The organism is Clostridium minihomine, from assembly GCF_900240385.1.
GTDB lineage: Bacteria > Bacillota > Clostridia > Oscillospirales > Acutalibacteraceae > Faecalispora > Faecalispora minihomine.
Genome location: NZ_OEQH01000002.1, coordinates 534,597 through 558,501 on the forward strand (window position 1 = coordinate 534,597; position 23,905 = coordinate 558,501).

A 23,905-nucleotide genomic window follows, 5' to 3' on the forward strand; every position below is an offset into this window, starting at 1 on the left:
CTTGTTCGGTGTATCTACATAAGCGATGTTAATTTATAATGATTCAAAGAAAGGACGGTAAGAATATGAGTGTTGTCATTATTGGAGGCCACGATCGTATGGTCTGCACCTATAAAGACATCTGCAAGCAATTTAATTGTAGGGCAAAAGTATTTACCCAACAGCCGGCAAATCTGAAAACGCAGATTGGCCGACCCGATCTTCTGGTGTTGTTTACCAGCACAGTATCTCACCAAATGGTGTATAGCGCCCTTCAAATCACGAAAAATACCAATACAGCGGTTGTGCGCTCTCACAGCAGCAGTTCCTGCGCACTGAAAAACATTCTTGCACAACACTGCTACTGCTAATCCCACCAGAAAGGTTGGCTGTTAAACGTCACTAGCCACTGATTCATCTTATACCAAAGGATTGTGAGGAAATATGTTTGAACGATATCTGATTGAATATTGCTCCTCTACACTGGCGGGCCTAAAAACAGCAAGCCTGTTTAGCTACACCGGTAATGACCGGGAAATGGTTTCGGAATACATTGAAGTCTGGAACCAGCATTTGAATTCACGGGGAGTCTATTTGGAATTGCTTCACTGCAGTTCTTCCCGCGCATTAATTTATGTTTATCGCGCTTCGGCGCTAGAGATGGACTTGTCCCGTCCTGAGGCAGTCTGTTTCTTAACCCAATATGGCTATTTACCTGGCCACTTGCAGGACTGTATCGAACATTTGAAAACTCGAATTTCTTTAACCAATTCTTTCCCCCATGAAATTGGGCTGTTCTTGGGGTATCCGCTCGAGGATGTCGCCGAATTTATTCGAAACCAGGGCCGCAACTGTAAATGCTGCGGTATTTGGAAGGTTTATCACAATGAGCCCGAAGCAAAAAAAATCTTTGCGAAAATTGATAAATGCAGAGAAATCTATACCAAGCTGTTTTGCGGCGGAAGGTCGGTGCTTCAGCTGACCATCGCTGCTTAATGATAATTTGAAAAACTGGAAAGGCAGTGAAAGATTATGGCAAAATTGGCAGTAGTATATTGGAGCGGTACAGGAAACACAGAGGCAATGGCAAACTTTGTAGCAGACGGCGCAAGAGATGCCGGCGCTGATGTTTCCCTTTATACATCCGCAGAATTCACACCCGAACTGGCAGATGAATTTGAACTGATCGCATTCGGATGCCCCTCTATGGGCGCAGAAGTGCTGGAAGAAAGCGAATTCGAGCCCATGTTTAATTCCGTAAAGGAGAAGCTTTCTTCCAAGAAGGTTGCTCTGTTCGGCTCTTATGGCTGGGGCGACGGCGAGTGGATGAGAAATTGGGACAGCGAGATTCAGGGCGACGGCGTCACCGTTGTGGGCACTGTAATCTGCAACGAAGCTCCCGATGACGAAGCGGCTGACAACTGCAAAGATCTGGGCAAGCAGTTGGCAAATGCCTGATTGAATTAAAACAAAAAGCAGCGGCTGGTGTTTTTTGCCGGCCGCTGCTTTTCTGTTAACTTACGGTTGTTTTTAATTCCTGCCTTATTTTCTCCCAGTTTTCTAAAACGAAATCCACCACTTGTGGATCATACATAAGGCCACTATTCTTGTCAATTTCATAGCGGCACATTTCATCCGGCAAACTATCGCGATATGCTCTTTTGCTTTGCATTGCATCAATGGAATCACAAACGGCAATGATTCTGGCTTCTAATGGAATTTGCAACTCGGCTAAACCGCTGGGATACCCCGTTCCATCGTAACGCTCATGGTGGCAGCGCACAATTTCTGCAATACGCTCCATTGACGGGGATTTCATCAAAATTCTGGCCCCCAGTTCCGGATGCCGTTTCATAATCACCCATTCCTCCTCAGTCAAGCTGCCCCTTTTGTTCAGGATACAGTCCGGTATCCCGATTTTGCCGATATCATGGGCGTCCGCCGCCAAATAAACCCGCTTGCACTGCATTGCAGACAAACCAAAGCTTTGCGCCACAAACAAGCTGGTTTTTGCAACTCGCCGGGAATGGTGCATGGTGTAAGAGTCCCGTTCTTCCAAAATATGTACCATATGTTTTACAATATCATAGTAATACTTATTATTTCTATTTGATGAATTCTTTTCCATTTCGAAACCTCGTTTATTACAAATCATTGGTTACCACGATGTTTAGTAAGTCATTTTCGTATATAGGTAAATTATCAATTTTGGGATTCCTTTTCAGAATCCATACGACTGAAATATGCCCTTAGATCTTCCGTTGACATGATTAGGAATGTATGCAAAAACAGGAGGTTGCTCACGATATGAAAATTCGGGAATCCGCAAAAGAATATTTAGAGGCGATTTACGTCCTGCAAGAACAAAATGGATTTGTGCGGTCCATTGACATTGCCGGTTATCTGAAAGTTTCAAAACCCAGCGTCAGCCGAGCAATGGGGGTACTTCGAAAAAATGGATACATCCATATGGATGAAAACAGCCAAATTCATTTTCAGCCGGCAGGGCTGGAAATCGCCCACCGCATCTATGACCGACACCGGATTTTGACCGCTTACCTAATCCGCTTGGGCGTTGCCCCTGAAACAGCTGCCGCGGATGCTTGCCGGATCGAACATATCCTCAGTGAAGAAGCCTTCTTAAAAATTAAAAAGTCGGTGATTTCCAACACGTCTTTTCCTACATAAAAAAAGAAACAGAATAAGAATCGGAAGGGCATCCTGAAAACAACATAGGATGCCCTTCCGATGTTTGTATTACATCAGACAACTCAAAAATAGGATCAAAAGGCCCATGATCTAAAGCAGCGATTGAGAATTCGAACCATGTCAGCTGCACTGGATCCCCCTCCAATCAAAACATTTTGAATTGCTTTTTTGGGTATTTAAAACCGGCCGGCGCCGTTGCCGCGGGTGCCACCGCCGCCCCCGCTAAAGCCGCCTCCACCACCGAAGCCGCCAAAGCCGCCGAAACCCCCGCCGCCGAACCAGTCATCATCATCTTTTTTGCGTCCGACACCCTTGCCTCGGGGCTTATCGTCAAACCGGCTATTCTGATTATGCTTATTCTTCGGAAAATTATCACGGTTCATACGGCTTTTGTTTTGAGAACTTCCCCATAGGCTTCCCAAAAGGAAGGGCCAAAAAGAAGATCCCCCCTGGCTGTGTCCACCATATCCACCATATCCACCATATCCACCATACCCACGATATCCGCCACGGTATCTGCGTTTTCGGGAAGTAAAGGAACTGATCAAAATGACAACAATGGTCATTGTAAAAAAGGTAGCAAATATACTGCTGTCCCTGGACTGCTGCCCCTTTGGTGCACCGATATCGGGATCATAATAGCTGCCCCCGCCACCAGTATAATAGGCATCTTTGGGAACGGTTGCCGTTCCACTGATTGTCACGCCATAACTATCTTCATAGATATGAATCAACGCCGTGAACATCTTCCGAACCCCGGCGTCGTATTGCTGCACCGCAAAATCCGGCTCCAGATATTCAACCGTCATTTTTTTTATCGTACCGCCGGGCAATTCATTCTCTATGCTATAGCCGGTCACACAGTAATAATTGTCTTCTCCAATCGCCAACAGCAGCAAAATACCGTTATTGGTTTTCTTAGAGCCTATCTCCCACTGTTCAAACATGGAATAACAATAGTCTTCAATTCCTGCGTTATCCAGAAAATCCACAGTGGCCACCACAATCTGCGCACCTGTTTTCTCATGCAGTTCAATATTCGCCGCAATAATTCCATTTTTGGTGGTGTTATCCAACACACCGGCATAATCGGCCACATAAAATTCACGGGTTGGTTCCGGAACCCTCACCGCCGCAAAACCGGGAAGAGAAAGCAGCGTAGAAAACAAAACGGTAAAAGCAAAAAATAGGCTCAAATGTTTTTTCATAGATTCCCTCCCTTTAACCATACAATTCTAAGGGCGCAATGCCCGCTGCAGACGCCAAGGCCCCTGCGGGGAACGACCCCAATACCTTTTGGTTAAACTCCTGTGCCAATCCGTTATAAGCATCATGGCTGATGGTGACATTGCGAGAATGAAAGTCTGCCCGCAGCCGAATTCGATAATCTGAATCTGTCTTAGCAAGCGTTTGACCTTCTAAAGCCTCATATACGGCCTGAAAGGCAGTATCCAGCTCCCGGTTAGCCTGGTATTTCTCCGAAGGGGTTTGAGCAGCTGTAAGCGCATCTGCGGCACTTTGCAGCTCTGTCAGTCGTGTATCTCCGGCACCCAGATATCGGCGTGCTACCGTAGTTAAATTGCCCGAAAACCGGACACGCGCTTCTAAATCGTGGGCGATGCTCAAACCATCGCCCCGTTCTCCCTGCAGAAACACCTGCTCTGTTTGCTGCCGCAGCGACAAAACAGAACGGTAAGACCCTACAATGCAAGAAAATAAAATAACAACCGCCAGGACAGCGAAAGCAACCGGGCGTTTATTGAGCCATTTCATACTTCCTCCTCCTGACGGCATGTGTTTAATCTTTGAGTTCTAATAATTTTTGTTTCAGCTCGCCTTCAATTCGACCCAGTTCCGCTTCCGCGGCGCGGCGTTTCTGGCTTCCCTCCACCTGAATGCGGCGAACATCTTCCAATGTGGAGATCAATGCCTGATTGGTGTGCTGAAGTGTTTCAATATCCACAATTCCGCGCTCCGATTCCTTCGCTGTCTCTATGGTTCCCATTTTCAGCATATCTGCATTTTTTCGCAGCATCTGGTTGGTCATATCCGTAACACCCCGCTGAGCTTCCAGCGCTTGCTGAGAATGCGCAAGACCCAAAGCCAAAACCATTTGACTCTTCCACAGCGGAATGGTATTCACCAGCGAAGACTGAATCTTCTCCACCATTTGGCTGTCATTGTTCTGAATCAGCCGTACCTGCGGCCCCATCTGAATCGAAATCATACGAGTCAGCTCCAAATCATGCAGCTTTTTCTCAAATCGATTGCACTGATTTGCCAAATCATTTGCCGCTTGAGCATCCTCAGGCAAACCGCTCAAACGCGCCTTTTCATAGGCGGCTTCCAGCTCATTCTGGCGCACACTTTCCAGCTTTTCCTTACCGGCCAAAATGTACATAGACACTTCTTTAAAATAATTTAAATTCTGCCCATACATCTTATCCAGCATGGCGATATCTTTCATCAGCTGAATCTGATGATTTTCCAGCATAGTGCAGATTTTGTCCACATTCACTTCAGCCTTGTCATACTTGGTTTTTAATGTGGTAATTTGATTGTTTGTTTTTTTCAAAAAGCCAAAAAAACCTTTCTTTTCTTCGGGTTTGAGTTCAATCCCCTTCAATTCCACAACCAGATCTGTCAGCATATTGCCGACTTCACCCATGTCTTTTGTTCGCACATTAGACAATGCAGAACTCGAAAAATCGGCGATTTTCTTCTGGGCACCGGAACCAAACTGCAAAACCATATTGGTATCCGTTAAATCAATCTTTTTGGCAAACTCAGTTACCATCTTCTGCTCATCCGCAGTTAACTGGCTTTTATTCAATGTTGTGGCTGTGGAAGGCTCTTTTTCCTCTTCCATAACCGTGGCAGACACGGATTCCAGCTCCGGCTCCAAAGTTAAAGAGGGGGTATATTCCTGATGGTCCATTTCAAAACATCCTTTCCTTGGTTTAATGGGTTTGATTGTCAAACGGATCCTTTGTAAGACCCTCCCGGGCCATCATATTTTCAAGCACAGTAATATCAGTAGAAATATCCAGCGCCTCATCTGCAAACAAATGATCTAACTGTTTTTCAAATGCTTGTTCAATGCTGGATAAAATTCCTTCCACCCCCCGCATAGCAGAGCGGATATTTTCCCCGGAAATATTCTGTGCAGCCATACGCTGATAGCTTTCCAATAATTTGAGTGTAGTGGGCAAGTAATAGTTGAAAAACAGACGCAGCTGCGGCGCTTTTTTCGGTTTGTCTTCTAGATAGGCAAATATTTTTTCGCAAATCCCGCAAATTCTGACAATGTGGGCACTGACAGCAGAATCGGCTATCTGCTGATCCAATTGACGAAGACGTTCCAATTGAGCCCGCCCATCATTGATAACCGCGTCCGCATCAGAATCCTCGGTATTGGCGGGTTTGGGCTTTTCCTCAACCCAAAGAATCTTGGGCGGAAACACGCGGTTCATGACAAAATAGACAGCTGCCGAAAGCACAGCAACCAGCAAAAAATGCCAAGTGTGATATAAGGGAAGCAACAGCCCCCAAATCAACCACACGGCCGCAGCAGCATAAATGGGAATTACTGATTTTTGTGTAATTTGACGCATAATTCCCTCTCTTTCCTGTTTAACTATAATATTTTAATTGTAATGCTTTTGCTTATTCCTGTCAAGAAAATCGCTTTATTCCAAACTGCTCAATCCAGTAGATTTGTGCATAAAAATCTCCCCTTGCCGATTTTACCCGGCAAGGGGAGATAAGTAATATCAGATTATCAATCAGGAATTTGCCTTCAGAACGTCTGCAAACGCCTGAATTGCAGTTGCAGCCTGGCCGAAGTCGCGCATCTGCTGGTCAATACCCAGTTTGACGTGCAGAACGCCAGCCTCATCCAAAGCCTTCTTGAGAGAAGGATATTCCATTTCCTCGGGATCGCAGAACTGCTGCATGAACAGAATCAGACCCTGAGCACCGTTTTCCTTCACCAGGTTGGCTACAAACTCACCGCGGCGGTTCTCGGCAGAATGCTCATCGTAAAGCAGAACGCAATAGTCCTGATTTGCAAACTGCATTGCCAAAGCCATCATCGGATCTTCACAATCCTCAGGAGCATCTACGCGGAACGCACGGCTCTCGTGTGCAACATCATCGGCAGCAATCGCCACGTTGTTTTCCTCAAAGATTTTGAGAAGAGTCGGGTTGTCGCAAACGATACCGCTGGTAACAACTTTCGTGCCCTTCCAGTCACAAACAGGCAGCTTCTCCAGCTCTGCGTTGAGTGCTTCCAGTTTCTCGGTGTATGCGTCTTTGAGCATAAACCAAGAAGCTTTCAGAACAGCGCTGCGCTTGGTGGGAGTAATCACGTCGCAGTGATCATTTGCCAGCTTCACAAACTTACGGCGGGCAGCACGGCTTCTGTTGTATACCTTAATGGTATCCTGCAGTGCTTCATCCGTAATTTCGTTACCGCTGATTTCTTCCAGAGCTTTTTTAACGTTGGTATACTGATCCACGCAGAATTTCAGGCCATAAGAAGGCTTGCGGTTCTGGGGATGTGCCAGGAAAATAGTAGGCATTTTTTCCAACTTTGCCATTGCTACACGAATATTCTGGCTCATCGGGCGCAGAGTATCGCAAATGGTAGGAGTAATCACACCATCCAGCTGATCCATGGTGCCGTCCAGCAGCATTTCAAGGCCCAGCTGTGCAATCGTACAGTAGAAAGTGGCACAATACTCTTTTGCCTGGCTAATGGTCTTTTTATTGCTGCCCCACATGCCCATGGGAACCATGCCAGCGGCATAGACCAGCTCTTCGGGGGTATAGTAAGGCAGGCAGCCGATCACTTTTTTGCCTGCGGCTTTATAATCTGCCAGCTGCTTTTTCGGATTTGCGGCGATGCTGGCGAACTCATTAATAATCGTTTCGATACTCATGTTCGTTAGCCCTCCTTCGCAGCTTTGCTAGCTTCCATTGCTTCAACCAAGCCCTGTACACGTGTTTCGTACTGAGCTGCGTTGAAGTTTCGGGGATCCGCCTGGTCGCCATCGAAAGCGGCGCAGGGAATACCCAAATCGGCAGTAAAACGACGCTGCATTTCGGGCATATAACCGGACCACGGCTTGCAGCTGCGGTTGTAGTGAACCAGAACGCCATCTACCTTATTATCACGGCAGAGGCCCTCACGCCAATCCACACCTTGCTCCAGGCAAACGCTGTTTGGAGCCTTGCAGTATGCGCGACATAAGTCATCCAGGCCATCATATACGAAACCAAAAGCAGGTGCATAAACAACAGCGGTAACGTTCAGTCCGCTGCCCTTCAGCGGTTTAAACAAAGCTTTCAGATCCGGCCAGCAGGGAATTCCTTCAAACATGATGCGGTATTTCTCTTCAAAGGGCAAAGTAGATTTACCGGTCTTCACATTCTCTTCCAGTTCAGTTGCCAGCAGCTCAAATGCTTCTGCAGTCGCTCTCTTACCACGGGCGGTAACAACGTCAGCCATATGGTTGAACAGGTCAAAACCAGACATGGGAGAGGGCACATACTGGCAATAGTCGCAAACTTTCAGCCATGCTTTTGCAGTGCGGTTTGCGTTAGCGCAAACTTCTTCAAACTTCTTCTCATCGAACTTTGTTCCGGCAATCTTTTCCATCTCTTTGATTGCATCATCAAATTGGCCGCGGATGTACTCAACATAAGTATCGTCGACTTCAGGCGTATTGTTATACGGCACGTCAATCATAATGAGCGGAATGTTGTGCATACGGGCAATGTTCTCATACCATTTGGTCATGCAGTTGCAAATGTTGTTGCAGCACAGCACGAAGTCAGGCTGAGGCATCTGACGGGACACGTTCGTAGTCTCAACACCAGAAGCATAAGCAAGGCTGATTCGGGCATAACCACAAATATCAGCATCGAATCCAAGGCCTTCAGCGGCCTCGCACAGACGCTCGCCATCGTGCTGGGCAGCGATACCGGCGGCCTGATTTTCAGGATATACAACTGCTAACCCCAAAGTTTCTGCAATTTCGCAGGGGAATTTGGAGGAGGACCAACCCACAGGGCGGCCAGCTTTCTTTGCTTCCCATGCACCTGCGTAAACATCAGAAACGACTTTACGCAAAGCAGTTACACCAGGACTGGCGGGCTTTGCAGGTTTTTTGGCAGGCGCTGCGGCGGGAGTAGCCTGCTCAGCGGGTGCTGTTTTCTCGATTTCTGCCATCGTTCACACGCTCCTTTTTCAAAAATAATATATATAAACAAATTTCAAACGTGTGGGGAGCTTCCCACACCGGCTAATTCTAAAATTGAACTTTAACTTTTCTGCGCTTCACTCTTGCGGTTTGCCTTTTGCCACGCAAACAGTGCGGCGCCAAGCGCACCGGCATACTGAGCCAGAGGGGAAGTGTAGACTTTGTGTCCCAATTCTTCCTCAAGAGCAGCAATGACACCGATATTTTGCGCAACCCCACCAGTCATAACCACTTGATCGCGTATTCCTACACGGCGTGCCAGACCACTCATGCGGGCTGCTATAGAATGATGTACACCATTGATAATGTCGCACACTTCACTGCCCTGCGCCAGCTGGCTAATCACTTCGCTTTCCGCAAAAACGGTGCAAGTGGAGCTAATCGCTACCCGCTTGGTAGATGTTGCGCCCACTGTTCCCAGTTGGCTGACATCCACTTCCAGAACACGAGACATTACATCCAGAAAGCGCCCGGTACCGGCAGCACACTTATCGTTCATCTGAAAGTTGACCATGATGCCGTTATCGATCTGAAGAACCTTCATGTCCTGACCGCCAATATCAATGACGGTGTGGACTTCCGGAAACAGGTAGTACGCGCCCTTTGCATGACAGCTTAGCTCACTCATCTGGTCATCCGCGATGTCCAAAGAATTGCGGCCGTAACCGGTAGCCAGAATAAAGCTCATGTCTTCTTTCTTCATTCCACAGTTATCCAGCACCTCTTTGATTGCGCGCTCAGGGCCGCTGGTTCCGGCACCTACAAAAACCAGAGACTTGCTGATGATTTCCTGCCCGTCTTTTAAAATAATACACTTGGACGTGGTGGAACCAACGTCAATACCCAACGTATACTTTGTTCCCATAAGTTACCTTCCTAAAAGTGACATTGTGATTGGGGGCTGCTTTTCCGCATAAAGCCAGAAAAGCCAGTCAACCGAATTTTTTCGCACCGCGGGCGGAGCCTGTTAAAACTCCGCCTCGGTACAAAACATATAATTGATGTCTTTATTATTCCTTCGGAACCTTAATAAACACCTGTCCGGGATCAATTTCTTCACGAATTGCCTTAATAACTTCCGGAGAGGGCGGCGGAAGCAGCTCTGCTCTGGAGGTATCGATCTCAAATCCGGTGTTTTCGACGATCTCTTCGATGGAAGAGGTCTCGTAATAGCCAGCCAGATACATTCTCTTGGTTTTCTCGTCGAACTTCATAACGCCCTTATCGGTAACAACCATGATGGGGCCTCTGTTAGTCGGCAGACCCTCATTTTTACGGCCATCGGGGCCGGTCAGCCAGCCGGGGCTGGTAATATAGTCAATCTTCTCAGTGAAGCGGCGCTTCTCGTGCTGCATCATGAGGACGGTATTTACAAAAGTAGCAATGCCGTTTGCACCGCCGGAGCCGGAGAAACGGGTGGTGGGTTTATTGTAATCACCCATAGAGGTGGAGTTTACGTTGCCGTAAGGATCGATTTCAGCACCGCCAATAAATGCGACCATTCTGTCGCGGTTTTTCAGCCACTCATTGGCCTGGAAACCGATGTAACGTACGGGGGGCCACTGCACTGCGCAGTGTGCCATGAAGCGGCAGTCACCGACAGAGGTGGGAACCTGTACAGGATCGCAATCGAGAAGTCCGCTCTCAACGATCAGGGTGCAGTCGGGGGCAAAAATCTTCTTTGCAACGGTTGCGCCGATGAGGGGAAGACCGGTGCCAACAATAGCGATTTGGTCGTTCGAGATTGCGCGGGCAATGGTAATTGCCTGCATTTCTTTGTTAGTGTAATTGGTATAGTTAGCCATTACTTCTGCGCCTCCTTTGCCTGTGCAGTCATATCAACATGGTAGCCGAGACCAGGAACAACCTTCAGGTTTGCCAGTCTGGAACCGCCAACCTTATCCAGGTAAGCTTCGTGTGTGGGGGTAGAGAATACCCACTCTTCGCAGAATGCGTCAAATGCTTCCTGTGTTTTAGAAGCAACGTCATACGCTCTGTAGTACTTGGAGTCATAGTCGTAATAGTCATAGCACTGGGACGGATGTGCGCCCATCGGTGCGTGAACAACCGCGTCCACAACAAATCCAGGAATGCTGTTCAGGTTCGGGTCGCGGCGAATGTACTCATTAGAAACCAGCTCTTCACAGGTAACGATAACTTTCTTCGCTGCGGAAGCAATATCGATATCCTGCAGCTCATCGCCAAGGATACGGCAGGTGCCGTCAACGGAAGCCATCTGCACGTGAATGATTGCGATATCAATCTCAGGAACGGGCAAAAGCAGAAGTCTTTCGTCGGGCTTTAAGGGGTTCTGCTCAATGACGAACTTATCATCAGGCAGCTTGTCAATGGTCTTTCTAACTTCTTTGGAAATACCCCACTTGTTTGCAAGGTCAGTACCCATCAGCAAACGGCTGGGGATATAGGGCAGGCCGAGAGCCGCACCATGCAGCATCTGCATGATAGCATCCTGAGAGTAGTCCTCAAACATCAGCTCACCGCTTTCAATTGCCGCACGGAAACGTCTGGACACATTGGTGTAGCCAGAGTTTGCGGTGTAGCAGTTGATGTAAGCCTTAACGCGACCGCAGCCGATGAGCAAATCGGCGTCACCGCCGTGTGCACTTCCCTGCAAAATAAAGTCTTTCTTGCCCTGTCTGAGAATCTCATGCAGAGTAGCGAAAGGCTTTCTGTTGGTGGTGAAGCCACCGATTGCGATACTGTCGCCGTCACTTACGAATTTGGATACCGCTTCGGATAGCGTATACACTTTTCCCATGGTGAAACCTCCAATATAATATGATGGATGGAACTGCCCGGACAGAACGGACAATTCCATCTAAAAAAAGCATGTGTTTCGGCGCGGCAGTGCGCGCAATTTTGCACTGGGCCGGGGAAAGCTCGCGCGGCGGCGCGAAAACCTCCAGTGTAAGTTTTTACGCTCCGCCGTGCCGAAAGCCTAAAAATTAGGCGTTGCTTTTTTCTGCCTTGGTTTTTCTGACCTGCTCTGTAAATAAGGGCAGGACCTTCATAACATCACCCACAACGCCATAGTCTGCCACCTCAAAGATGGGAGCGCTGGGGTCTTTATTGATAGCGATAATTACATCGGACTCTTCCATACCAGCCAAGTGCTGAATGGCGCCGGAAATACCGCAAGCAATATACAGGTTCGGGCGAACTGTTTTACCGGTCTGGCCAACCTGGCGATCTTTCTCAACCCAGCCTGCGTCAACCGCAGTACGGGAAGAAGAAACGGTTCCGCCCAAAACTTCAGCCAGTTCTTCCAACAGCTTAAAGTTCTCAGGGCTTCCCATTCCACGTCCACCAGAAACCAGAACATGGGCATCCAGAATGTCCATTTTTTCGCTAACCTTTTTGATAACTTCCAAAACTTCCACGTTGACATGCTCAGCCAAATCCGGAACAGAGAAAGCCTCTATAACCGCTTTGGCGGAATCATCGGGAGTCAGGCGCTGCATAACGCCGGGGCGCACGGTAGCCATCTGGGGACGGAAGTCCACGCAAGCGATGGTAGCCATGATGTTGCCGCCGAAAGCAGGACGAGTCATCAACAGGTTGCCGGTGCCTTCCTCAATTTCCAAAGAGGTGCAGTCGGCGGTCAGGCCGGTGTGTACTCTGGCGGAAATACGGGGAGCCAAGTCACGTCCCACAGCGGTAGCGCCGTACAGAACGATTTCAGGCTTATATTTTTTCACAATTTCAGTAATGACATGGGCATACGGCTCGGTGGTGTAGGTTTCCAAAATCGGATCCTCTGCCACGATCACACGGTCTGCTCCATAACGGCCCAACTGCTGAGGCAGATGACCGATATTATTACCCAGAACTACAGCGGTTACGTCAACGCCCAGATCTTTAGCCAAAGCTTTACTTTTGCCGATCAGCTCCAGCGCAACGTTTGCCAACTTGCCATCTTCTTGCTGGGCAAATACAAATATTCCCTTGTAAGCTTCGTTACTCATAATTCCTCACCACTTTCCTACTACAGAATGAATTTTTCACGCAAACGGTCAGTCAGCCAGTTTGCAGCCTCTTCGGACTCCAGTTCCACAACTGTGCCCTGTCCCTTAACCGCTTTGGTAAAGGACTTCTTCACGCGAGTGGGGGATCCTTTCAGGCCGATGTTGCTGTCGTCAACATCCAGGTCTGCACGGTTCCACACGGTGACTTCTTTCTGGAAGGCATCAAAAATGCCGCCGGGGGTCATATAGCGGGGTTCATTCAGTTCGGTCAAAGCAGTAATGAGGCAAGGAGTTTTGACGCGAATGATATGATAACGATCTTCATACTGGCGCTTAATCTTCAGCGCATCGCCATCTACCCACAGCTCTTCTGCATAGCTGACGTTGGGCAGTCCCAGGTGCTCAGCAATCTGCGGGCCAACCTGAGCGGTGTCACCGTCAATTGCCTGACGGCCTGTGATAATCAGATCATAATCCAATTTGGAAATAGCAGAAGCCAAAGTGGAAGAAGTTGCCCAAGTATCTGCGCCGCCGAATGCACGGTCGGTTACCAGAATTGCCTCGTCTGCACCCATAGCCAAAGCTTCACGCAGAGCAATGTCTGCCTGAGGCGGTCCCATGGTCAGAACGGTTACATGAGCACCGATTTGATCCTTCAGCCGGAGGGCTGCTTCCAGACCAGCCTTGTCATCCGGGTTAATAATGCTGGGAACCCCTTCACGAATCAGGGTTCCGGTAGCCTGGTCCAGCTTAACCTCGTTGGTATCCGGAACCTGCTTAATGCTTACAATGATTTTCACTGCGTACCCTCCCCTATTTCAAAAGCGCGTTGGAAATAACCATGCGCTGCACTTCACTGGTGCCTTCATAGATTTCTGTGATCTTTGCGTCACGCATCATGCGCTCAACAGGATATTCTCTGGTGTAACCATAGCCGCCATACAGCTGTACGCACTGTGTGGTAACTTCCATGGCGGTTTCTGCTGCAAACAGCTTGGCCATAGCAGCATCGGAAGAGAATTTCTCACCGTTCTGCTTTTTCACAGCTGCACGGTAAACCAACAGCTTTGCTGCGTCTACCTTAACTTTCATATCAGCCAGCTTGAACTGTGTGTTCTGGAACGCTGCGATGGAACGTCCAAACTGCTTTCTCTCTTTTACATACTTAACGGTTTCTTCCAAAGCGCCTTCAGCAAGACCCAAAGCCTGAGCCGCAATGCTGATACGTCCGCCGTCAAGAGTGTTCATGGCAACGGTAAAGCCCTTGCCTTCCTGGCCGAGCAGGTTCTCTTTGGGAATGATGCAGTTTTCAAAGACCAACTCAGTGGTAGCGGAACCGCGAATACCCATCTTCTTCTCTTTTTTGCCGATAGAGAAGCCAGGTGTGCCTTTTTCTACGATGAACGCAGAAATGCCTTTTACGCCCTTAGACTTGTCTGTCATAGCAAAAACGATATAGATGTCAGCTACGCCGCCGTTGGTGATAAAGATCTTGCTGCCGTTGATGATATAGTTATCACCATCCAGCACAGCCTTTGTCTGCTGACCGGAAGCATCGGTACCTGCGCCGGGCTCAGTGAGGCCGAATGCGCCGATTTTCTGGCCGGATGCCAACGGAACCAAAAACTTTTCTTTCTGGGCTTTGGTGCCATACTTCATGATGGGATCGCAGCACAAAGAAGTGTGAGCTGCTACCACAACGCCTGTTGTTCCGCAAACCTTAGAGAGCTCTTCTACACACATGATGTATGTCAGAACGTCGCAGCCCTGGCCGCCGAACTCCTTCGGAAACGGAATTCCGAAAAAGCCATATTTTTGCATTTTTTCAACAGTCTCTGCCGGGAAGCGCTCTTCCTCATCAATATCATGAGCTAAAGGCTTAACTTCCTTTTCTGCAAAGGCCGCGAACATTTCCCGAGCCATTGACTGCTCGTTGTTCAGCTCAAAATTCATATCCATCCCCCTGATTTTTAATTGTTGAATGATTTGGATTTATTTGCCAACGAAGGGCGCGGGCTTACGTTTTTCAACAAACGCTCCCATCGCTTCCCGCTGATCTTGAGTTTCAAAGCAATTGCCGAAGTATTTGGCTTCCAGCTCTGCGGCTTCCCACAGGCCCAATCCCGTTCCTTCATTCATTGCACTCTTGGCTGCCTGAACGGCAACCGGCGCATTTGCGGCAATTTTCAGAGCCATTTCTTCGCTCTTGGCAAGCAGCTCTTCCGGTGTGTAAACTGCATTTACCAGTCCGATCGCCAGCGCCTCCGGCGCTTTCACGCGCCCGGCGGTAAAAACCATTTCTTTTGCTTTGGCCGGACCCACAGCCCGAACCAGCTTCTGCATTCCGCCCCAGCCCGGAGTGATACCAAGTCCGACTTCAGGCAAAGCAAACACAGCTTTTTCCGATGCCAAGCGAATATCACAGGCCAACGCCAATTCGCAGCCACCGCCAAGGGCAAAGCCATTAATGGCAGCGATTACAGGAGCCGGGAACTGTTCCACCAAGTGATAAATCTTATCGCCAAGCAGACCAAATTCCTCCCCTTCCTTTTTCGAAAGGCCTTTCATTTCGCCGATATCCGCACCTGCCACAAAAGCTTTTTCTCCGGCACCGGTGATAATCAGGCAGCGAATTCCACTTCCCTTGGCCTGCTCCAGCGCATTCTGTAAATCCTTCATAACCTCCAGATTTACTGCGTTCAGCGCTTGGGGCCGGTTCATGGTCAGAATTCCGATCAAATTGTCATGCTTTGCTTCAAACGTGACCAGACTCATCTTTATTTCCTCCTGACTTTTGACTTTTAAAACTTGCTGTATCTTAATTCTATTAATATTTTGCGTGAAAACGCTTCTCAAACTCTTCTTTTAAAGAATCACGGAAATCAGGATGTGCAATCTCAATCAAACTGCGGGCTCTGTCGCGCATCGTGTGTCCGCGCAGTTCTGCAATTCCGTATTCTGTAATAACATAGTGCACATCATTGCGGGACGTAGTCACGGCTGCCCATTCATCAATAAAGGGCACAATTTTAGACACTTTTCCGCCTGCAGCGGTAGAGTTCATCGCAATAATGGAACGGCCGCCGCGGCTCATAGAAGCGCCGCGAACAAAGTCAATCTGTCCGCCTACGCCGCTGATTTGAGTGGGGCCCACACTTTCAGACACAACCTGTCCCAATAAATCAATCTGGACACAGGAGTTAACGGACACCAAGTTGTCATTTTTCGCAATGACCACCGGGTCGTTGACATAGTTTACCGGGTACATCTCCACAGCCGGATTATTGTGAACATAATCGTACAGCCTTTTGGTTCCCATAAGGAACGTGGCAATGCTTTTCCCTTTGTGCAATGTCTTTTTGGAGTTATTGATCACGCCGGCTTCTACCAGCTCGACCACGCCGTCCGAGAACATTTCCGTATGAATTCCCAAATCCTTTTTATCCTTCAGGAACAAAAGAACCGCATCGGGAATTGCACCAATTCCCAACTGCAAGGTGTCACCATCGTGAATCAGTTCTGCGCAGTATCCGCCAATTTTCTTTTCCACATCGGAAATTTTAGGCGGATTCAAAACAGGCACCTCGTCATTGTATTCTACAATGCAGTCAATGTCGCTGACATGTACAAAGCAATCCCCCAAGGTTCGGGGCATATTCTCGTTCACCTGTGCAATCACCAGTTTTGCTGTTTCTGCAGCATGCTTGGAATAATCCACTGACACACCCAAACTGCAATAGCCGTGCTCATCCGGTGAAGATACATGAATAATTGCAACATCCACCGGCATGGTGGTGTCAAACAGCTCCGGTATCTTATGGAAAAAGCAGGGAGTATAATCGCCAACCCCGGCCTCTATGGTGCCCCGGGTGGAGCCTCCCACAAAAATTGAGTTATGGATAAAATGTTTTTCCATTCCCGGCTCTGCGTAGGGTGCTTTTACAATTGGAACCATGTGAGAAATTTCCACATTTTCCAATTCATCCTTACGTGCTACCAGCGCATTAAACAGATGAACCGATGCGCCCGCCGCGTTTGGGGTAACGACCCTGTCGCCGGAACGGATGCGGGCAACCGCCTCTTCTGCGGTCATCTTCCGCTTCGCGTACAGATCTTTCCAATCCATATTTTTGCTCCTCATTCTAAAATGATAAATGCTTCATCCCAAGCCCCTGCCGATGCCGGTCTCTCTCATCGACAAGCCCGGTACGCTCATTTTGCTCGGAAATATTCTCCGGCTGCGTGGGATTTTTCTCCCTCGCGGTCGGAATCAGTGAATTCCGGTGCATTCCCTTAATCAACAGTAAGGGTAGATACCACACGGTTTGATTGAACGGGCATTACACCGGAATCCGGATTCTCGAACTCCTGCAAAATACAGGAAGTTAAATTATTTATTCAGACTTCAAAAACACGTTGTTGAAATCGCGAATCACTCTGGGCAGAATCATCTGATGATGTGCGCAGAAGGAACGGGGATTCTGGTAAACAGACTCCGCGAAAGCAATCACGTAATCTCTGATCTTAGTCAACTCAACAATCTCATCGATAAAGCCATGCTGTGTAACGAAGAGAGGAGCAGACTTCACGCGGTATTCCTCAATCAGCTCATTCATCTTGTCGATGGTGGGCTTCAAGTCCTTGCCGGCCTTGTTGTCTTTCACCAAGCGGCGGGAATACATTGCAGCAGCAGCGGTTTCGCCATGCATAACGTTAACCTCGGTAGCAGCGGTGCCCAAAGTAAAGGCGTTGGTGTCGTTGCCCTGAGGTCCGCCCATAACATAGTGAGCAGCTGCGGTGCTCTTTCTCAGAGTGATTTCAATCTGAGGCACCTTAGAGGACTGAATGGAGTAAATCAGGGACTGGCCCAGACCCAGCAGCTCAGCCTTTTCTGCATCGTTGCCAACATCGATACCGGTTGTATCCTGGAACCAAACGATGGGCAGACGGTCTCTTGCGCAGAAGGTAACGAACTCGCTCATCTTAATCAGACCCTGGCGATACAGCTTTCCGCCCACGCCAACGCTGTTCTCTTTGTACTCCGGATAGTTCATCAGAATGCCCTGATAGTTAGCGATAACGCCTACCAGCAGACCGTTGATTTTCGCAATACCAGCAATAATTTCCGGACCATAGCCCTTCTTAAACTCAGAGAACTGGCTGCCGTCAAAAATACGGCTGAGCACGTTTTCCACGTTATAAGGACGCTTGTGGTTCATAGACAGAATGCTGTACAACTCGCTGGGCTCAAAGTTGGGCTCCTGGGGCTCATCCACACGGAAGAAGTCCAAGTTGTAAGCAGGAATATCATCCATATACTTCTTAATAGCCTCGATAACACCCAATTCCTCGGTGTAAGCCTCACGGAAGAAGCCAGTCTCGCCATAGTGAATAGACACTGTGCCGGGAACATCCTCTTTAAAGCCTTCGGTAGCCTTAATCAGATCCTGAGCAGCCTCTTCATCCACATAGCCCTTGGGGTTCATGCCGCCAACGATGCCGGCGCCGCCAACAGCCATGTTAGCCTTTTCATGAGCAAGCAAAATGGTGGGGCTGATAGCGTGGTATCCGCCGCCGGCCGGGTTTGTACCGTAAATGCCAACAATAACGGGCATACCGTTCTGCTGCAAATCTGCGTTGCGGAAGAAGGGGGTGCCGCCGCCGCGACGATCGGGATATACTTTCTCCTGCTCATCCAGCTTAACACCACTGCAGTTCAGCAGATAAACCAGCGGAATGTTCAGCAGTTTAGCGGTGTCAGAACCACGCAGCAAAGTATCTGCCTGGCCTGCAACCCATGCACCTGCCAGCTTCTTATTATCAGAAGCAATAATCACAGCCCACTTGCCGTGAATTTTACCAAGGCCTTTTACAATACCAGCGCCGCCAGTAGAGTTGGACTCGGGATCAAACAGGCTGTTCAGCGGCAAAAATCTGCCTTCGTCAACCAAAGCGTAAACACGATCCAGTGCGGTCATCTGACCGGACTGGTGAATGGATTCGTCGGAACGGCCGGTTTGCAGCACTTCCTGAATCTTATCATTAATTTCTTTTTCAATCTTACGGAACTCCGCCTCGTTTTCCGCATTTACCTGGGGGTTTGCCGAACCGATGATCGGCATATTTTTAAAGTATGAGGGCATTGAAAATCCATGCTCAGCCATTTTGCGGGTGCCTCCTTTTTCTTGTAAAAAATCATAAAATATCAAAATTTATTCGTAATTACTAAAAAAATCAAAAAGAAACATTAAAATACAGTAAACCAATTGATTTGTTAATTTTTTGACAGCTTGCCCATGCTTATGTATATTTTATCACATAAACACCAGTTTGCCAAGGTACATTTTTCGGGAATTCACAAATCCGCCTCTGTTTGTGACCTCATAAAATCCGCTGAAAAGCCCGCACTGGTTTTTTTACCAAACACATTTCGATGTGATTCGACAATCAGAGAAACACAAGAACTGCGTTTAAAAAAACCGGCGAGCCGCTATTCAGCGAAGCCGGCAGAACCGGCTGCGCAATTATTAACGATATCTAAAAAATTAACCGATGATAGCCAACTGCTCGTTGGACTGTACCACGCTGCCCTTGGTGGTGGAAATGCTCTTCACAACGCCATCAGCAGGAGCAACAATCTCGTTTTCCATCTTCATTGCTTCCAGAATGAACAGGGTGTCGCCAGCTTTTACAGCCTGGCCTTCAGACACTTTAACCTGCAAAATGGAACCGGGCATCGGGCTGCTAACTACCATATCACCAGCCGCTGCTGCTGCGGGAGCCTTTGCAGGTGCGGGGGCCGGAGCCGGAGCCGCTGCAGGAGCAGGAGCTGCTGCCACGGGAGCGGGAGCTGCTACAGGAGCCGGAGCTGCTGCGGGAGCGGGAACTTCACCAGTATAAACGCCTCTGGGAATCGGTTTGTATGCGGAAGGAGCGCGCTCTACTTCCACCTCATAAGCTTTACCATTGACTCTTGCCAAATATTTCATAATCGGCCATCTCCTATCATTACATAATCTTTCTTCCGGTTTCTCTTGTTCTCTAACATTCTCTAATGCTGTTAAACTGCAATTGTTCCAGCGGAATCTGCAAATCCTCGCTGATAACAGCCATAATAACCGCATAGACTTCGTCATTTCCATCATCTATGGGCTGCGGTACCGGTGCGGCAGCGGGCTTGGCTGCTAATTCTTCAATCGCCGTTTTGATTTTCATCAGCGTTGAAAGAATAGCAATTGTCAGAATTACGGTAAGTCCTGAGAACAACAGCGGCAATAACTGCTCAACTGGCATACTTTAATCCCCCCTCTTGATTTCCCGTATTATGAAATTCGTTTCATTTTTTGGAATTTTCAAATAAATGATAGCATCAATTGATTTGTGTGTCAACAAAAAAACAAGGACAACGCTTTTTTATTTTCCATAAAAATAAAATAAAAATATTGTTATTTTTGGACAAAGCCCAACAAAGACGAAAGTTGTGCAGCGTGTTCTTTCACCAGTTGTTTGAACTCGTTCTCTTGCTCTAAAGTGGTGCGCGACTGGGGGGCGATCAGCCCAATAGAAGCAATCGCCTTGCCTTTCATGTCAAACACCGGGGCCCCGATTCCCACTGCATCGGGGATGTACTCCCCCTTAGAAATCGCAACGCCTTCCCGGCGGATTGCATCAAGACTTTCCAAAAGTTTCACTTCTTCTTCGTGGCTGAATTCCCGCTCTCTTCTCAAGTGGTTGTCTATATACGCCTGAATGAAGCTGTCGTTTTGAAACGCTAAAAGAGAGCGCCGGCTTCCACCGCAATGCAAATCCACTTCATTGCCAAACCGTTCAATCACCTTCAGCGGATTCGGCCCTTCTACTTTTTCCAACACCATGCCCTGATATCCGGAAATAATAATTAAAAACACATCTTCTTTTGTAATTTTCATCAGGTCTTTTAGCACCGGTACAGCCGAATCGCGCAGGTGCAACCTTCTTGTAGCGGCCATTCCCAAGGGGATAAGTGCTGTTCCCAATCGATAAAGGTGTGTTTTGGGATCTCGTACCACATAATTAGTACTGCAAAAAGTCTGTAAAATCCGGTGCACCGTACTGGAAGGAAGCTGCGCCATTTGCGATAGCTCTGCCAGTGAACAGGATCTGTCAGCCTTTCTTAAATGCTCCAGAACCTCCATAGCACGCACCAAGCTTTGTATCATAAAAGATACCTCCTCTGTTAAAAACCAATGATTCCCGTTTCTCCATAATCCGGTTAGCAGTAAAATACGGTTACCATAATACAAGATAATTTCACATTATGCAATTGATCTTTCCTCAACTTTTCCAAAATACCCACTTCGCACCAGCAGAACAACAAAAACACTAAAAAAGTATTTTCCATTTTGTTCAAAAAATCAAGATTCCAGCCCTTGTGTTTTTAATGCTATAGTGAGATAATAGGTATGAATCTATTCCATGATTCAGAACGAATTCCTTATGGTGAAATCTGAATCTGGATTCTTGACAAGAATACCCTCTGCATGTATTTTGGATAAGTGTTGAGAAAAATTTAGGAGGTTAACACCACTATGGCAACAGAAATCGTATTGGCCGGTGCCGTTAGAACGGCATTGGGTAAATTTGGAGGAAGTCTGACGGGCGTTCCCGCAGCACGTCTTGGTGCATTTGTAATTGAGGAAGCCCTGAAAAGAGCTGGCATTTCCGGTTCTGATGTAGACGAAGTTTTGATGGGCTGTGTTATTCAGGCCGGTCTGGGTCAGAACGTAGCGCGTCAGGCAGCAATTCACGCCGGCATTCCCCAGGAAGTTCCGGCTCTTACCTTGAACCAGGTTTGCGGCTCCGGTCTTCAGAGCGTAAACGTGGCGGCATCCCGCATCCGCAGCGGCGAAGCCGATGTAGTCATCGCCGGAGGTATGGAGAACATGTCCGCTGCTCCTTATGCATTGCAGCAGGCTCGTTTCGGCTACCGCATGAATGACAACAAAATCGTAGATACCATGGTAAATGATGCTCTGTGGGATGCATTCAACAACTACCATATGGGTGTAACCGCAGAAAACGTAGCAAAGAAATATAATGTTACCCGCGAAATGCAGGATGAATTTGCTGCATGGAGCCAGAATAAATGCGAAGCTGCCCAGAAGGCCGGCAAATTCGCTGCAGAAATCGCTCCCTTGGAGATCGCTTCCAAGAAACAAACCATCGTATTCGACACCGATGAATTCCCCCGTCAGGGTGTAACCGCAGAGGGCCTGAGCAAGTTGCGTCCCGCATTCCTGAAAGACGGCACTGTAACCGCAGCTAACGCTTCCGGCATTAATGACGGTGCAGCTGCTGTGATCGTGATGAGCGCTGAAAAAGCCAAAGAGCTGGGCGTGAAACCTTTGGCCAAATGGGTAGGCGGCGCATGGGCTGGCGTGGATCCTTCCATCATGGGTATCGGACCGGCCTTCTCCACCAAGAAGCTGTTGACCAAGCTCGATATGTCCATTGACGAGATGGAAGTTATCGAAGCTAACGAAGCATTTGCTTCACAGGCACTGGCTGTTGGTATGGAACTTGGTTGGGACAAAGAAAAAGTTAACCCCAACGGCGGCGCAATTGCTTTGGGCCACCCCGTAGGAGCTTCCGGATGCCGCATCTTGGTCACTTTGATTCATGAGCTGCAGCGCCGTGGCGGCGGCAAGGGTCTTGCCACTCTGTGCGTCGGCGGCGGCATGGGCGTATCCACTATCGTGGAAAGCCTGTAATTCTATCTATATATAATGTAAGAAAAGTCCTTTTCTAATGAAAAGAGCTTTTTAAGGACGCTACGGGTAAGGACATCCTTACCCGGGCGGCCTATTCCGTTCGTTTTATTTTACAAAGATTCCCCCGCTGGCGGCTGCGGCCGATGCATGGCGGTTCTGAAAAGACTTGACCTTGTAAAAGACTTTTCGAAAGAAAGTCTACAGCCGGGCCATAATCATTTTACAGCGGCGGAAACATTGAAACAGGAGGTTATCCGCATGAAAGTAGGCGTAATTGGCGCCGGAACCATGGGCTCCGGTATTGCGCAGGTATTTGCCGTAACAGAAGGCTATGAAGTTGTACTGTGCGACATTCAAGAAAGCTTTGCGCAAAAAGGAAAAGAAAGAATTCAGCAAAACCTGGAAAAACTGGTTTCCAAAGGAAAAATGGAAGCTGAGAAAAAGGATGCTATTTTGTCCAAGATCACAACTGGTCTGAAAGACAAGGTGGCAGATTGCGACTTGGTGGTGGAAGCCGCAATTGAAAACATGCAGGCAAAGCGCGATCTGTTCCTTTCTTTGCAGGAAATTTGCAAAAAAGATACGATTTTTTCCACCAATACATCCTCTTTGTCCGTTACAGAGCTGTCCTCTAAACTGGATCGCCCGGTAATCGGAATGCATTTCTTTAACCCGGCTCCTGTTATGAAGTTGGTTGAAATTGTAGTGGGTCTGAACACTCCTCAAGAGTTGATAGACCGTATTTCTCAAATTTCCCAGGAAATTGGAAAAACCCCTGTTATTGCGAAGGATGCAGCCGGTTTCATTGTAAACCGAATTCTGATTCCTATGATCAATGAAGCAATTGGCATTTATGCAGACGGCACCGCATCTGCAGAAGACATTGACACTGCGATGAAGCTTGGCGCAAACCAGCCTATGGGCCCTCTGGCTTTGGGCGATCTAGTCGGTTTGGATATTTGCCTGGCCATTATGGAAGTTCTTCATAATGAAACAGGCGATCCCAAATACCGCCCGCACCCGTTGCTGCGTAAAATGGTTCGCGGCGGCATGCTGGGCAGAAAAACCGGAAAAGGTTTTTATACCTATTAACCTGATTTCACCATGCTAACTGAAGAAAACCCAAGCCTTTCCATTCTCCGTTGGAATCGCTTGGGTTTTCTGATCTTTATATTACTTAGAGCCCGGCTCACCTTCGGCATGAGCCTATCCTTTT

25 protein-coding genes are annotated in these 23,905 nt (G+C 48.1%); 6 read left to right on the forward strand and 19 right to left on the reverse strand.

Going from position 1 to position 23,905, the window contains the following annotated elements:
* Window positions 1–65 precede the first annotated feature (65 nt).
* From C1A02_RS06455 to C1A02_RS06465, 3 genes are all read left to right on the forward strand, one after another.
* Window positions 66–350, forward strand: coding sequence for a DUF2325 domain-containing protein (locus tag C1A02_RS06455; protein WP_101697374.1), 285 nt, complete (start codon window positions 66–68; stop codon window positions 348–350).
* Between the two features lie 73 nt (window positions 351–423).
* Window positions 424–975 (forward strand): DUF3793 family protein, encoded by a 552-nt coding sequence (locus tag C1A02_RS06460; protein WP_101697375.1) that lies wholly within the window; start codon window positions 424–426, stop codon window positions 973–975.
* 36 nt (window positions 976–1,011) lie between these two features.
* On the forward strand, window positions 1,012–1,437 hold the full coding sequence (locus C1A02_RS06465) for a flavodoxin (RefSeq protein WP_101697376.1): 426 nt from the start codon (window positions 1,012–1,014) through the stop codon (window positions 1,435–1,437).
* Window positions 1,438–1,492: 55 nt separating this feature from the next.
* Here the strand turns inward: C1A02_RS06465 and C1A02_RS06470 are convergent, their stop codons facing one another.
* Window positions 1,493–2,107, reverse strand: a complete 615-nt coding sequence (locus C1A02_RS06470) for an HD-GYP domain-containing protein (protein WP_101697377.1) — start codon at window positions 2,105–2,107, stop codon at window positions 1,493–1,495.
* A gap of 179 nt (window positions 2,108–2,286) precedes the next feature.
* On the opposite strand from C1A02_RS06470, the gene C1A02_RS06475 reads away from it, so the two are divergent.
* The gene (locus C1A02_RS06475) at window positions 2,287–2,667 is read left to right on the forward strand and encodes a metal-dependent transcriptional regulator (RefSeq protein WP_101697378.1); all 381 of its coding nucleotides are present in this window, start codon (window positions 2,287–2,289) and stop codon (window positions 2,665–2,667) included.
* A gap of 197 nt (window positions 2,668–2,864) precedes the next feature.
* On the opposite strand, the gene C1A02_RS06480 is transcribed toward C1A02_RS06475, so the two are convergent.
* From C1A02_RS06480 to C1A02_RS06565, 18 genes are all read right to left on the reverse strand, one after another.
* On the reverse strand, window positions 2,865–3,896 hold the full coding sequence (locus C1A02_RS06480) for a TPM domain-containing protein (RefSeq protein WP_101697379.1): 1,032 nt from the start codon (window positions 3,894–3,896) through the stop codon (window positions 2,865–2,867).
* A gap of 13 nt (window positions 3,897–3,909) precedes the next feature.
* On the reverse strand, window positions 3,910–4,461 hold the full coding sequence (locus C1A02_RS06485) for a LemA family protein (RefSeq protein ID WP_101697380.1): 552 nt from the start codon (window positions 4,459–4,461) through the stop codon (window positions 3,910–3,912).
* Window positions 4,462–4,486: 25 nt separating this feature from the next.
* Window positions 4,487–5,626: a toxic anion resistance protein gene (locus C1A02_RS06490; RefSeq protein WP_101697381.1), complete on the reverse strand. Its 1,140-nt coding sequence runs from the start codon at window positions 5,624–5,626 to the stop codon at window positions 4,487–4,489.
* Between the two features lie 22 nt (window positions 5,627–5,648).
* Window positions 5,649–6,302: a 5-bromo-4-chloroindolyl phosphate hydrolysis family protein gene (locus C1A02_RS06495; protein WP_101697382.1), complete on the reverse strand. Its 654-nt coding sequence runs from the start codon at window positions 6,300–6,302 to the stop codon at window positions 5,649–5,651.
* A 171-nt stretch (window positions 6,303–6,473) separates the two neighbouring features.
* On the reverse strand, window positions 6,474–7,631 hold the full coding sequence (hgdB, locus tag C1A02_RS06500) for a (R)-2-hydroxyglutaryl-CoA dehydratase subunit beta (RefSeq protein WP_101697383.1): 1,158 nt from the start codon (window positions 7,629–7,631) through the stop codon (window positions 6,474–6,476).
* A 5-nt stretch (window positions 7,632–7,636) separates the two neighbouring features.
* Window positions 7,637–8,923, reverse strand: a complete 1,287-nt coding sequence (locus C1A02_RS06505) for a 2-hydroxyacyl-CoA dehydratase subunit D (protein WP_101697384.1) — start codon at window positions 8,921–8,923, stop codon at window positions 7,637–7,639.
* A gap of 92 nt (window positions 8,924–9,015) precedes the next feature.
* A complete protein-coding gene (gene hgdC / locus C1A02_RS06510; protein ID WP_101697385.1) occupies window positions 9,016–9,819 on the reverse strand; it encodes a (R)-2-hydroxyglutaryl-CoA dehydratase activase HgdC in 804 nt (267 codons plus the stop codon).
* Between the two features lie 145 nt (window positions 9,820–9,964).
* Window positions 9,965–10,759 (reverse strand): glutaconate CoA-transferase subunit B, encoded by a 795-nt coding sequence (gene gctB, locus C1A02_RS06515; protein WP_101697386.1) that lies wholly within the window; start codon window positions 10,757–10,759, stop codon window positions 9,965–9,967.
* Window positions 10,759–11,733: a glutaconate CoA-transferase subunit A gene (gene gctA, locus C1A02_RS06520; RefSeq protein ID WP_101697387.1), complete on the reverse strand. Its 975-nt coding sequence runs from the start codon at window positions 11,731–11,733 to the stop codon at window positions 10,759–10,761. The genes gctB and gctA overlap by 1 nt, the downstream gene beginning before the upstream one ends.
* Before the next feature lie 187 nt (window positions 11,734–11,920).
* A complete protein-coding gene (locus C1A02_RS06525; protein WP_101697388.1) occupies window positions 11,921–12,940 on the reverse strand; it encodes an electron transfer flavoprotein subunit alpha/FixB family protein in 1,020 nt (339 codons plus the stop codon).
* A 20-nt stretch (window positions 12,941–12,960) separates the two neighbouring features.
* On the reverse strand, window positions 12,961–13,740 hold the full coding sequence (locus C1A02_RS06530; protein ID WP_101697389.1) for an electron transfer flavoprotein subunit beta/FixA family protein: 780 nt from the start codon (window positions 13,738–13,740) through the stop codon (window positions 12,961–12,963).
* A 13-nt stretch (window positions 13,741–13,753) separates the two neighbouring features.
* Window positions 13,754–14,893, reverse strand: coding sequence for an acyl-CoA dehydrogenase (locus C1A02_RS06535; protein WP_101697390.1), 1,140 nt, complete (start codon window positions 14,891–14,893; stop codon window positions 13,754–13,756).
* Between the two features lie 39 nt (window positions 14,894–14,932).
* Window positions 14,933–15,715, reverse strand: coding sequence for an enoyl-CoA hydratase-related protein (locus C1A02_RS06540; RefSeq protein WP_101697391.1), 783 nt, complete (start codon window positions 15,713–15,715; stop codon window positions 14,933–14,935).
* A 52-nt stretch (window positions 15,716–15,767) separates the two neighbouring features.
* Window positions 15,768–17,066, reverse strand: coding sequence for an acetyl-CoA hydrolase/transferase family protein (locus tag C1A02_RS06545; protein WP_101697392.1), 1,299 nt, complete (start codon window positions 17,064–17,066; stop codon window positions 15,768–15,770).
* 268 nt (window positions 17,067–17,334) lie between these two features.
* On the reverse strand, window positions 17,335–19,104 hold the full coding sequence (locus C1A02_RS06550; RefSeq protein ID WP_101697393.1) for an acyl-CoA carboxylase subunit beta: 1,770 nt from the start codon (window positions 19,102–19,104) through the stop codon (window positions 17,335–17,337).
* Window positions 19,105–19,485: 381 nt separating this feature from the next.
* Window positions 19,486–19,929 (reverse strand): biotin/lipoyl-containing protein, encoded by a 444-nt coding sequence (locus C1A02_RS06555; protein ID WP_101697394.1) that lies wholly within the window; start codon window positions 19,927–19,929, stop codon window positions 19,486–19,488.
* Window positions 19,930–19,981: 52 nt separating this feature from the next.
* Window positions 19,982–20,233 (reverse strand): hypothetical protein, encoded by a 252-nt coding sequence (locus tag C1A02_RS06560; RefSeq protein WP_101697395.1) that lies wholly within the window; start codon window positions 20,231–20,233, stop codon window positions 19,982–19,984.
* Between the two features lie 152 nt (window positions 20,234–20,385).
* Complete coding sequence (locus C1A02_RS06565; protein ID WP_101697396.1) at window positions 20,386–21,138, reverse strand: IclR family transcriptional regulator; 753 nt, start codon at window positions 21,136–21,138, stop codon at window positions 20,386–20,388.
* A gap of 369 nt (window positions 21,139–21,507) precedes the next feature.
* On the opposite strand from C1A02_RS06565, the gene C1A02_RS06570 reads away from it, so the two are divergent.
* Both C1A02_RS06570 and C1A02_RS06575 read left to right on the forward strand, forming a co-directional pair.
* The gene (locus tag C1A02_RS06570) at window positions 21,508–22,689 is read left to right on the forward strand and encodes an acetyl-CoA C-acetyltransferase (protein WP_101697397.1); all 1,182 of its coding nucleotides are present in this window, start codon (window positions 21,508–21,510) and stop codon (window positions 22,687–22,689) included.
* Window positions 22,690–22,947: 258 nt separating this feature from the next.
* Entirely contained in the window at window positions 22,948–23,781 is an 834-nt protein-coding gene (locus tag C1A02_RS06575; RefSeq protein WP_101697510.1) for a 3-hydroxybutyryl-CoA dehydrogenase, read from the forward strand.
* The last annotated feature ends 124 nt before the right edge of the window (window positions 23,782–23,905 follow it).

Excerpts from the sequence above, each read along its gene's own strand:
- hgdC (WP_101697385.1), bottom strand. The coding sequence starts at position 9,819 with ATGGGAACAAAGTATACGTTGGGTATTGACGTTGGTTCCACCACGTCC.
- gctB (WP_101697386.1), bottom strand. The coding sequence starts at position 10,759 with ATGGCTAACTATACCAATTACACTAACAAAGAAATGCAGGCAATTACC.
- C1A02_RS06545 (WP_101697392.1), bottom strand. The coding sequence starts at position 17,066 with ATGGATTGGAAAGATCTGTACGCGAAGCGGAAGATGACCGCAGAAGAG.
- C1A02_RS06525 (WP_101697388.1), bottom strand. The coding sequence starts at position 12,940 with ATGAGTAACGAAGCTTACAAGGGAATATTTGTATTTGCCCAGCAAGAA.
- C1A02_RS06505 (WP_101697384.1), bottom strand. The coding sequence starts at position 8,923 with ATGGCAGAAATCGAGAAAACAGCACCCGCTGAGCAGGCTACTCCCGCC.
- C1A02_RS06555 (WP_101697394.1), bottom strand. The coding sequence starts at position 19,929 with ATGAAATATTTGGCAAGAGTCAATGGTAAAGCTTATGAGGTGGAAGTA.
- C1A02_RS06560 (WP_101697395.1), bottom strand. The coding sequence starts at position 20,233 with ATGCCAGTTGAGCAGTTATTGCCGCTGTTGTTCTCAGGACTTACCGTA.
- C1A02_RS06480 (WP_101697379.1), bottom strand. The coding sequence starts at position 3,896 with ATGAAAAAACATTTGAGCCTATTTTTTGCTTTTACCGTTTTGTTTTCT.
- hgdB (WP_101697383.1), bottom strand. The coding sequence starts at position 7,631 with ATGAGTATCGAAACGATTATTAATGAGTTCGCCAGCATCGCCGCAAAT.
- C1A02_RS06565 (WP_101697396.1), bottom strand. The coding sequence starts at position 21,138 with ATGATACAAAGCTTGGTGCGTGCTATGGAGGTTCTGGAGCATTTAAGA.
- C1A02_RS06485 (WP_101697380.1), bottom strand. The coding sequence starts at position 4,461 with ATGAAATGGCTCAATAAACGCCCGGTTGCTTTCGCTGTCCTGGCGGTT.
- C1A02_RS06475 (WP_101697378.1), top strand. The coding sequence starts at position 2,287 with ATGAAAATTCGGGAATCCGCAAAAGAATATTTAGAGGCGATTTACGTC.
- C1A02_RS06550 (WP_101697393.1), bottom strand. The coding sequence starts at position 19,104 with ATGGCTGAGCATGGATTTTCAATGCCCTCATACTTTAAAAATATGCCG.
- C1A02_RS06570 (WP_101697397.1), top strand. The coding sequence starts at position 21,508 with ATGGCAACAGAAATCGTATTGGCCGGTGCCGTTAGAACGGCATTGGGT.
- C1A02_RS06455 (WP_101697374.1), top strand. The coding sequence starts at position 66 with ATGAGTGTTGTCATTATTGGAGGCCACGATCGTATGGTCTGCACCTAT.
- C1A02_RS06495 (WP_101697382.1), bottom strand. The coding sequence starts at position 6,302 with ATGCGTCAAATTACACAAAAATCAGTAATTCCCATTTATGCTGCTGCG.
- C1A02_RS06465 (WP_101697376.1), top strand. The coding sequence starts at position 1,012 with ATGGCAAAATTGGCAGTAGTATATTGGAGCGGTACAGGAAACACAGAG.
- C1A02_RS06540 (WP_101697391.1), bottom strand. The coding sequence starts at position 15,715 with ATGAGTCTGGTCACGTTTGAAGCAAAGCATGACAATTTGATCGGAATT.
- C1A02_RS06470 (WP_101697377.1), bottom strand. The coding sequence starts at position 2,107 with ATGGAAAAGAATTCATCAAATAGAAATAATAAGTATTACTATGATATT.
- C1A02_RS06535 (WP_101697390.1), bottom strand. The coding sequence starts at position 14,893 with ATGAATTTTGAGCTGAACAACGAGCAGTCAATGGCTCGGGAAATGTTC.
- C1A02_RS06575 (WP_101697510.1), top strand. The coding sequence starts at position 22,948 with ATGAAAGTAGGCGTAATTGGCGCCGGAACCATGGGCTCCGGTATTGCG.
- C1A02_RS06490 (WP_101697381.1), bottom strand. The coding sequence starts at position 5,626 with ATGGACCATCAGGAATATACCCCCTCTTTAACTTTGGAGCCGGAGCTG.
- C1A02_RS06460 (WP_101697375.1), top strand. The coding sequence starts at position 424 with ATGTTTGAACGATATCTGATTGAATATTGCTCCTCTACACTGGCGGGC.
- gctA (WP_101697387.1), bottom strand. The coding sequence starts at position 11,733 with ATGGGAAAAGTGTATACGCTATCCGAAGCGGTATCCAAATTCGTAAGT.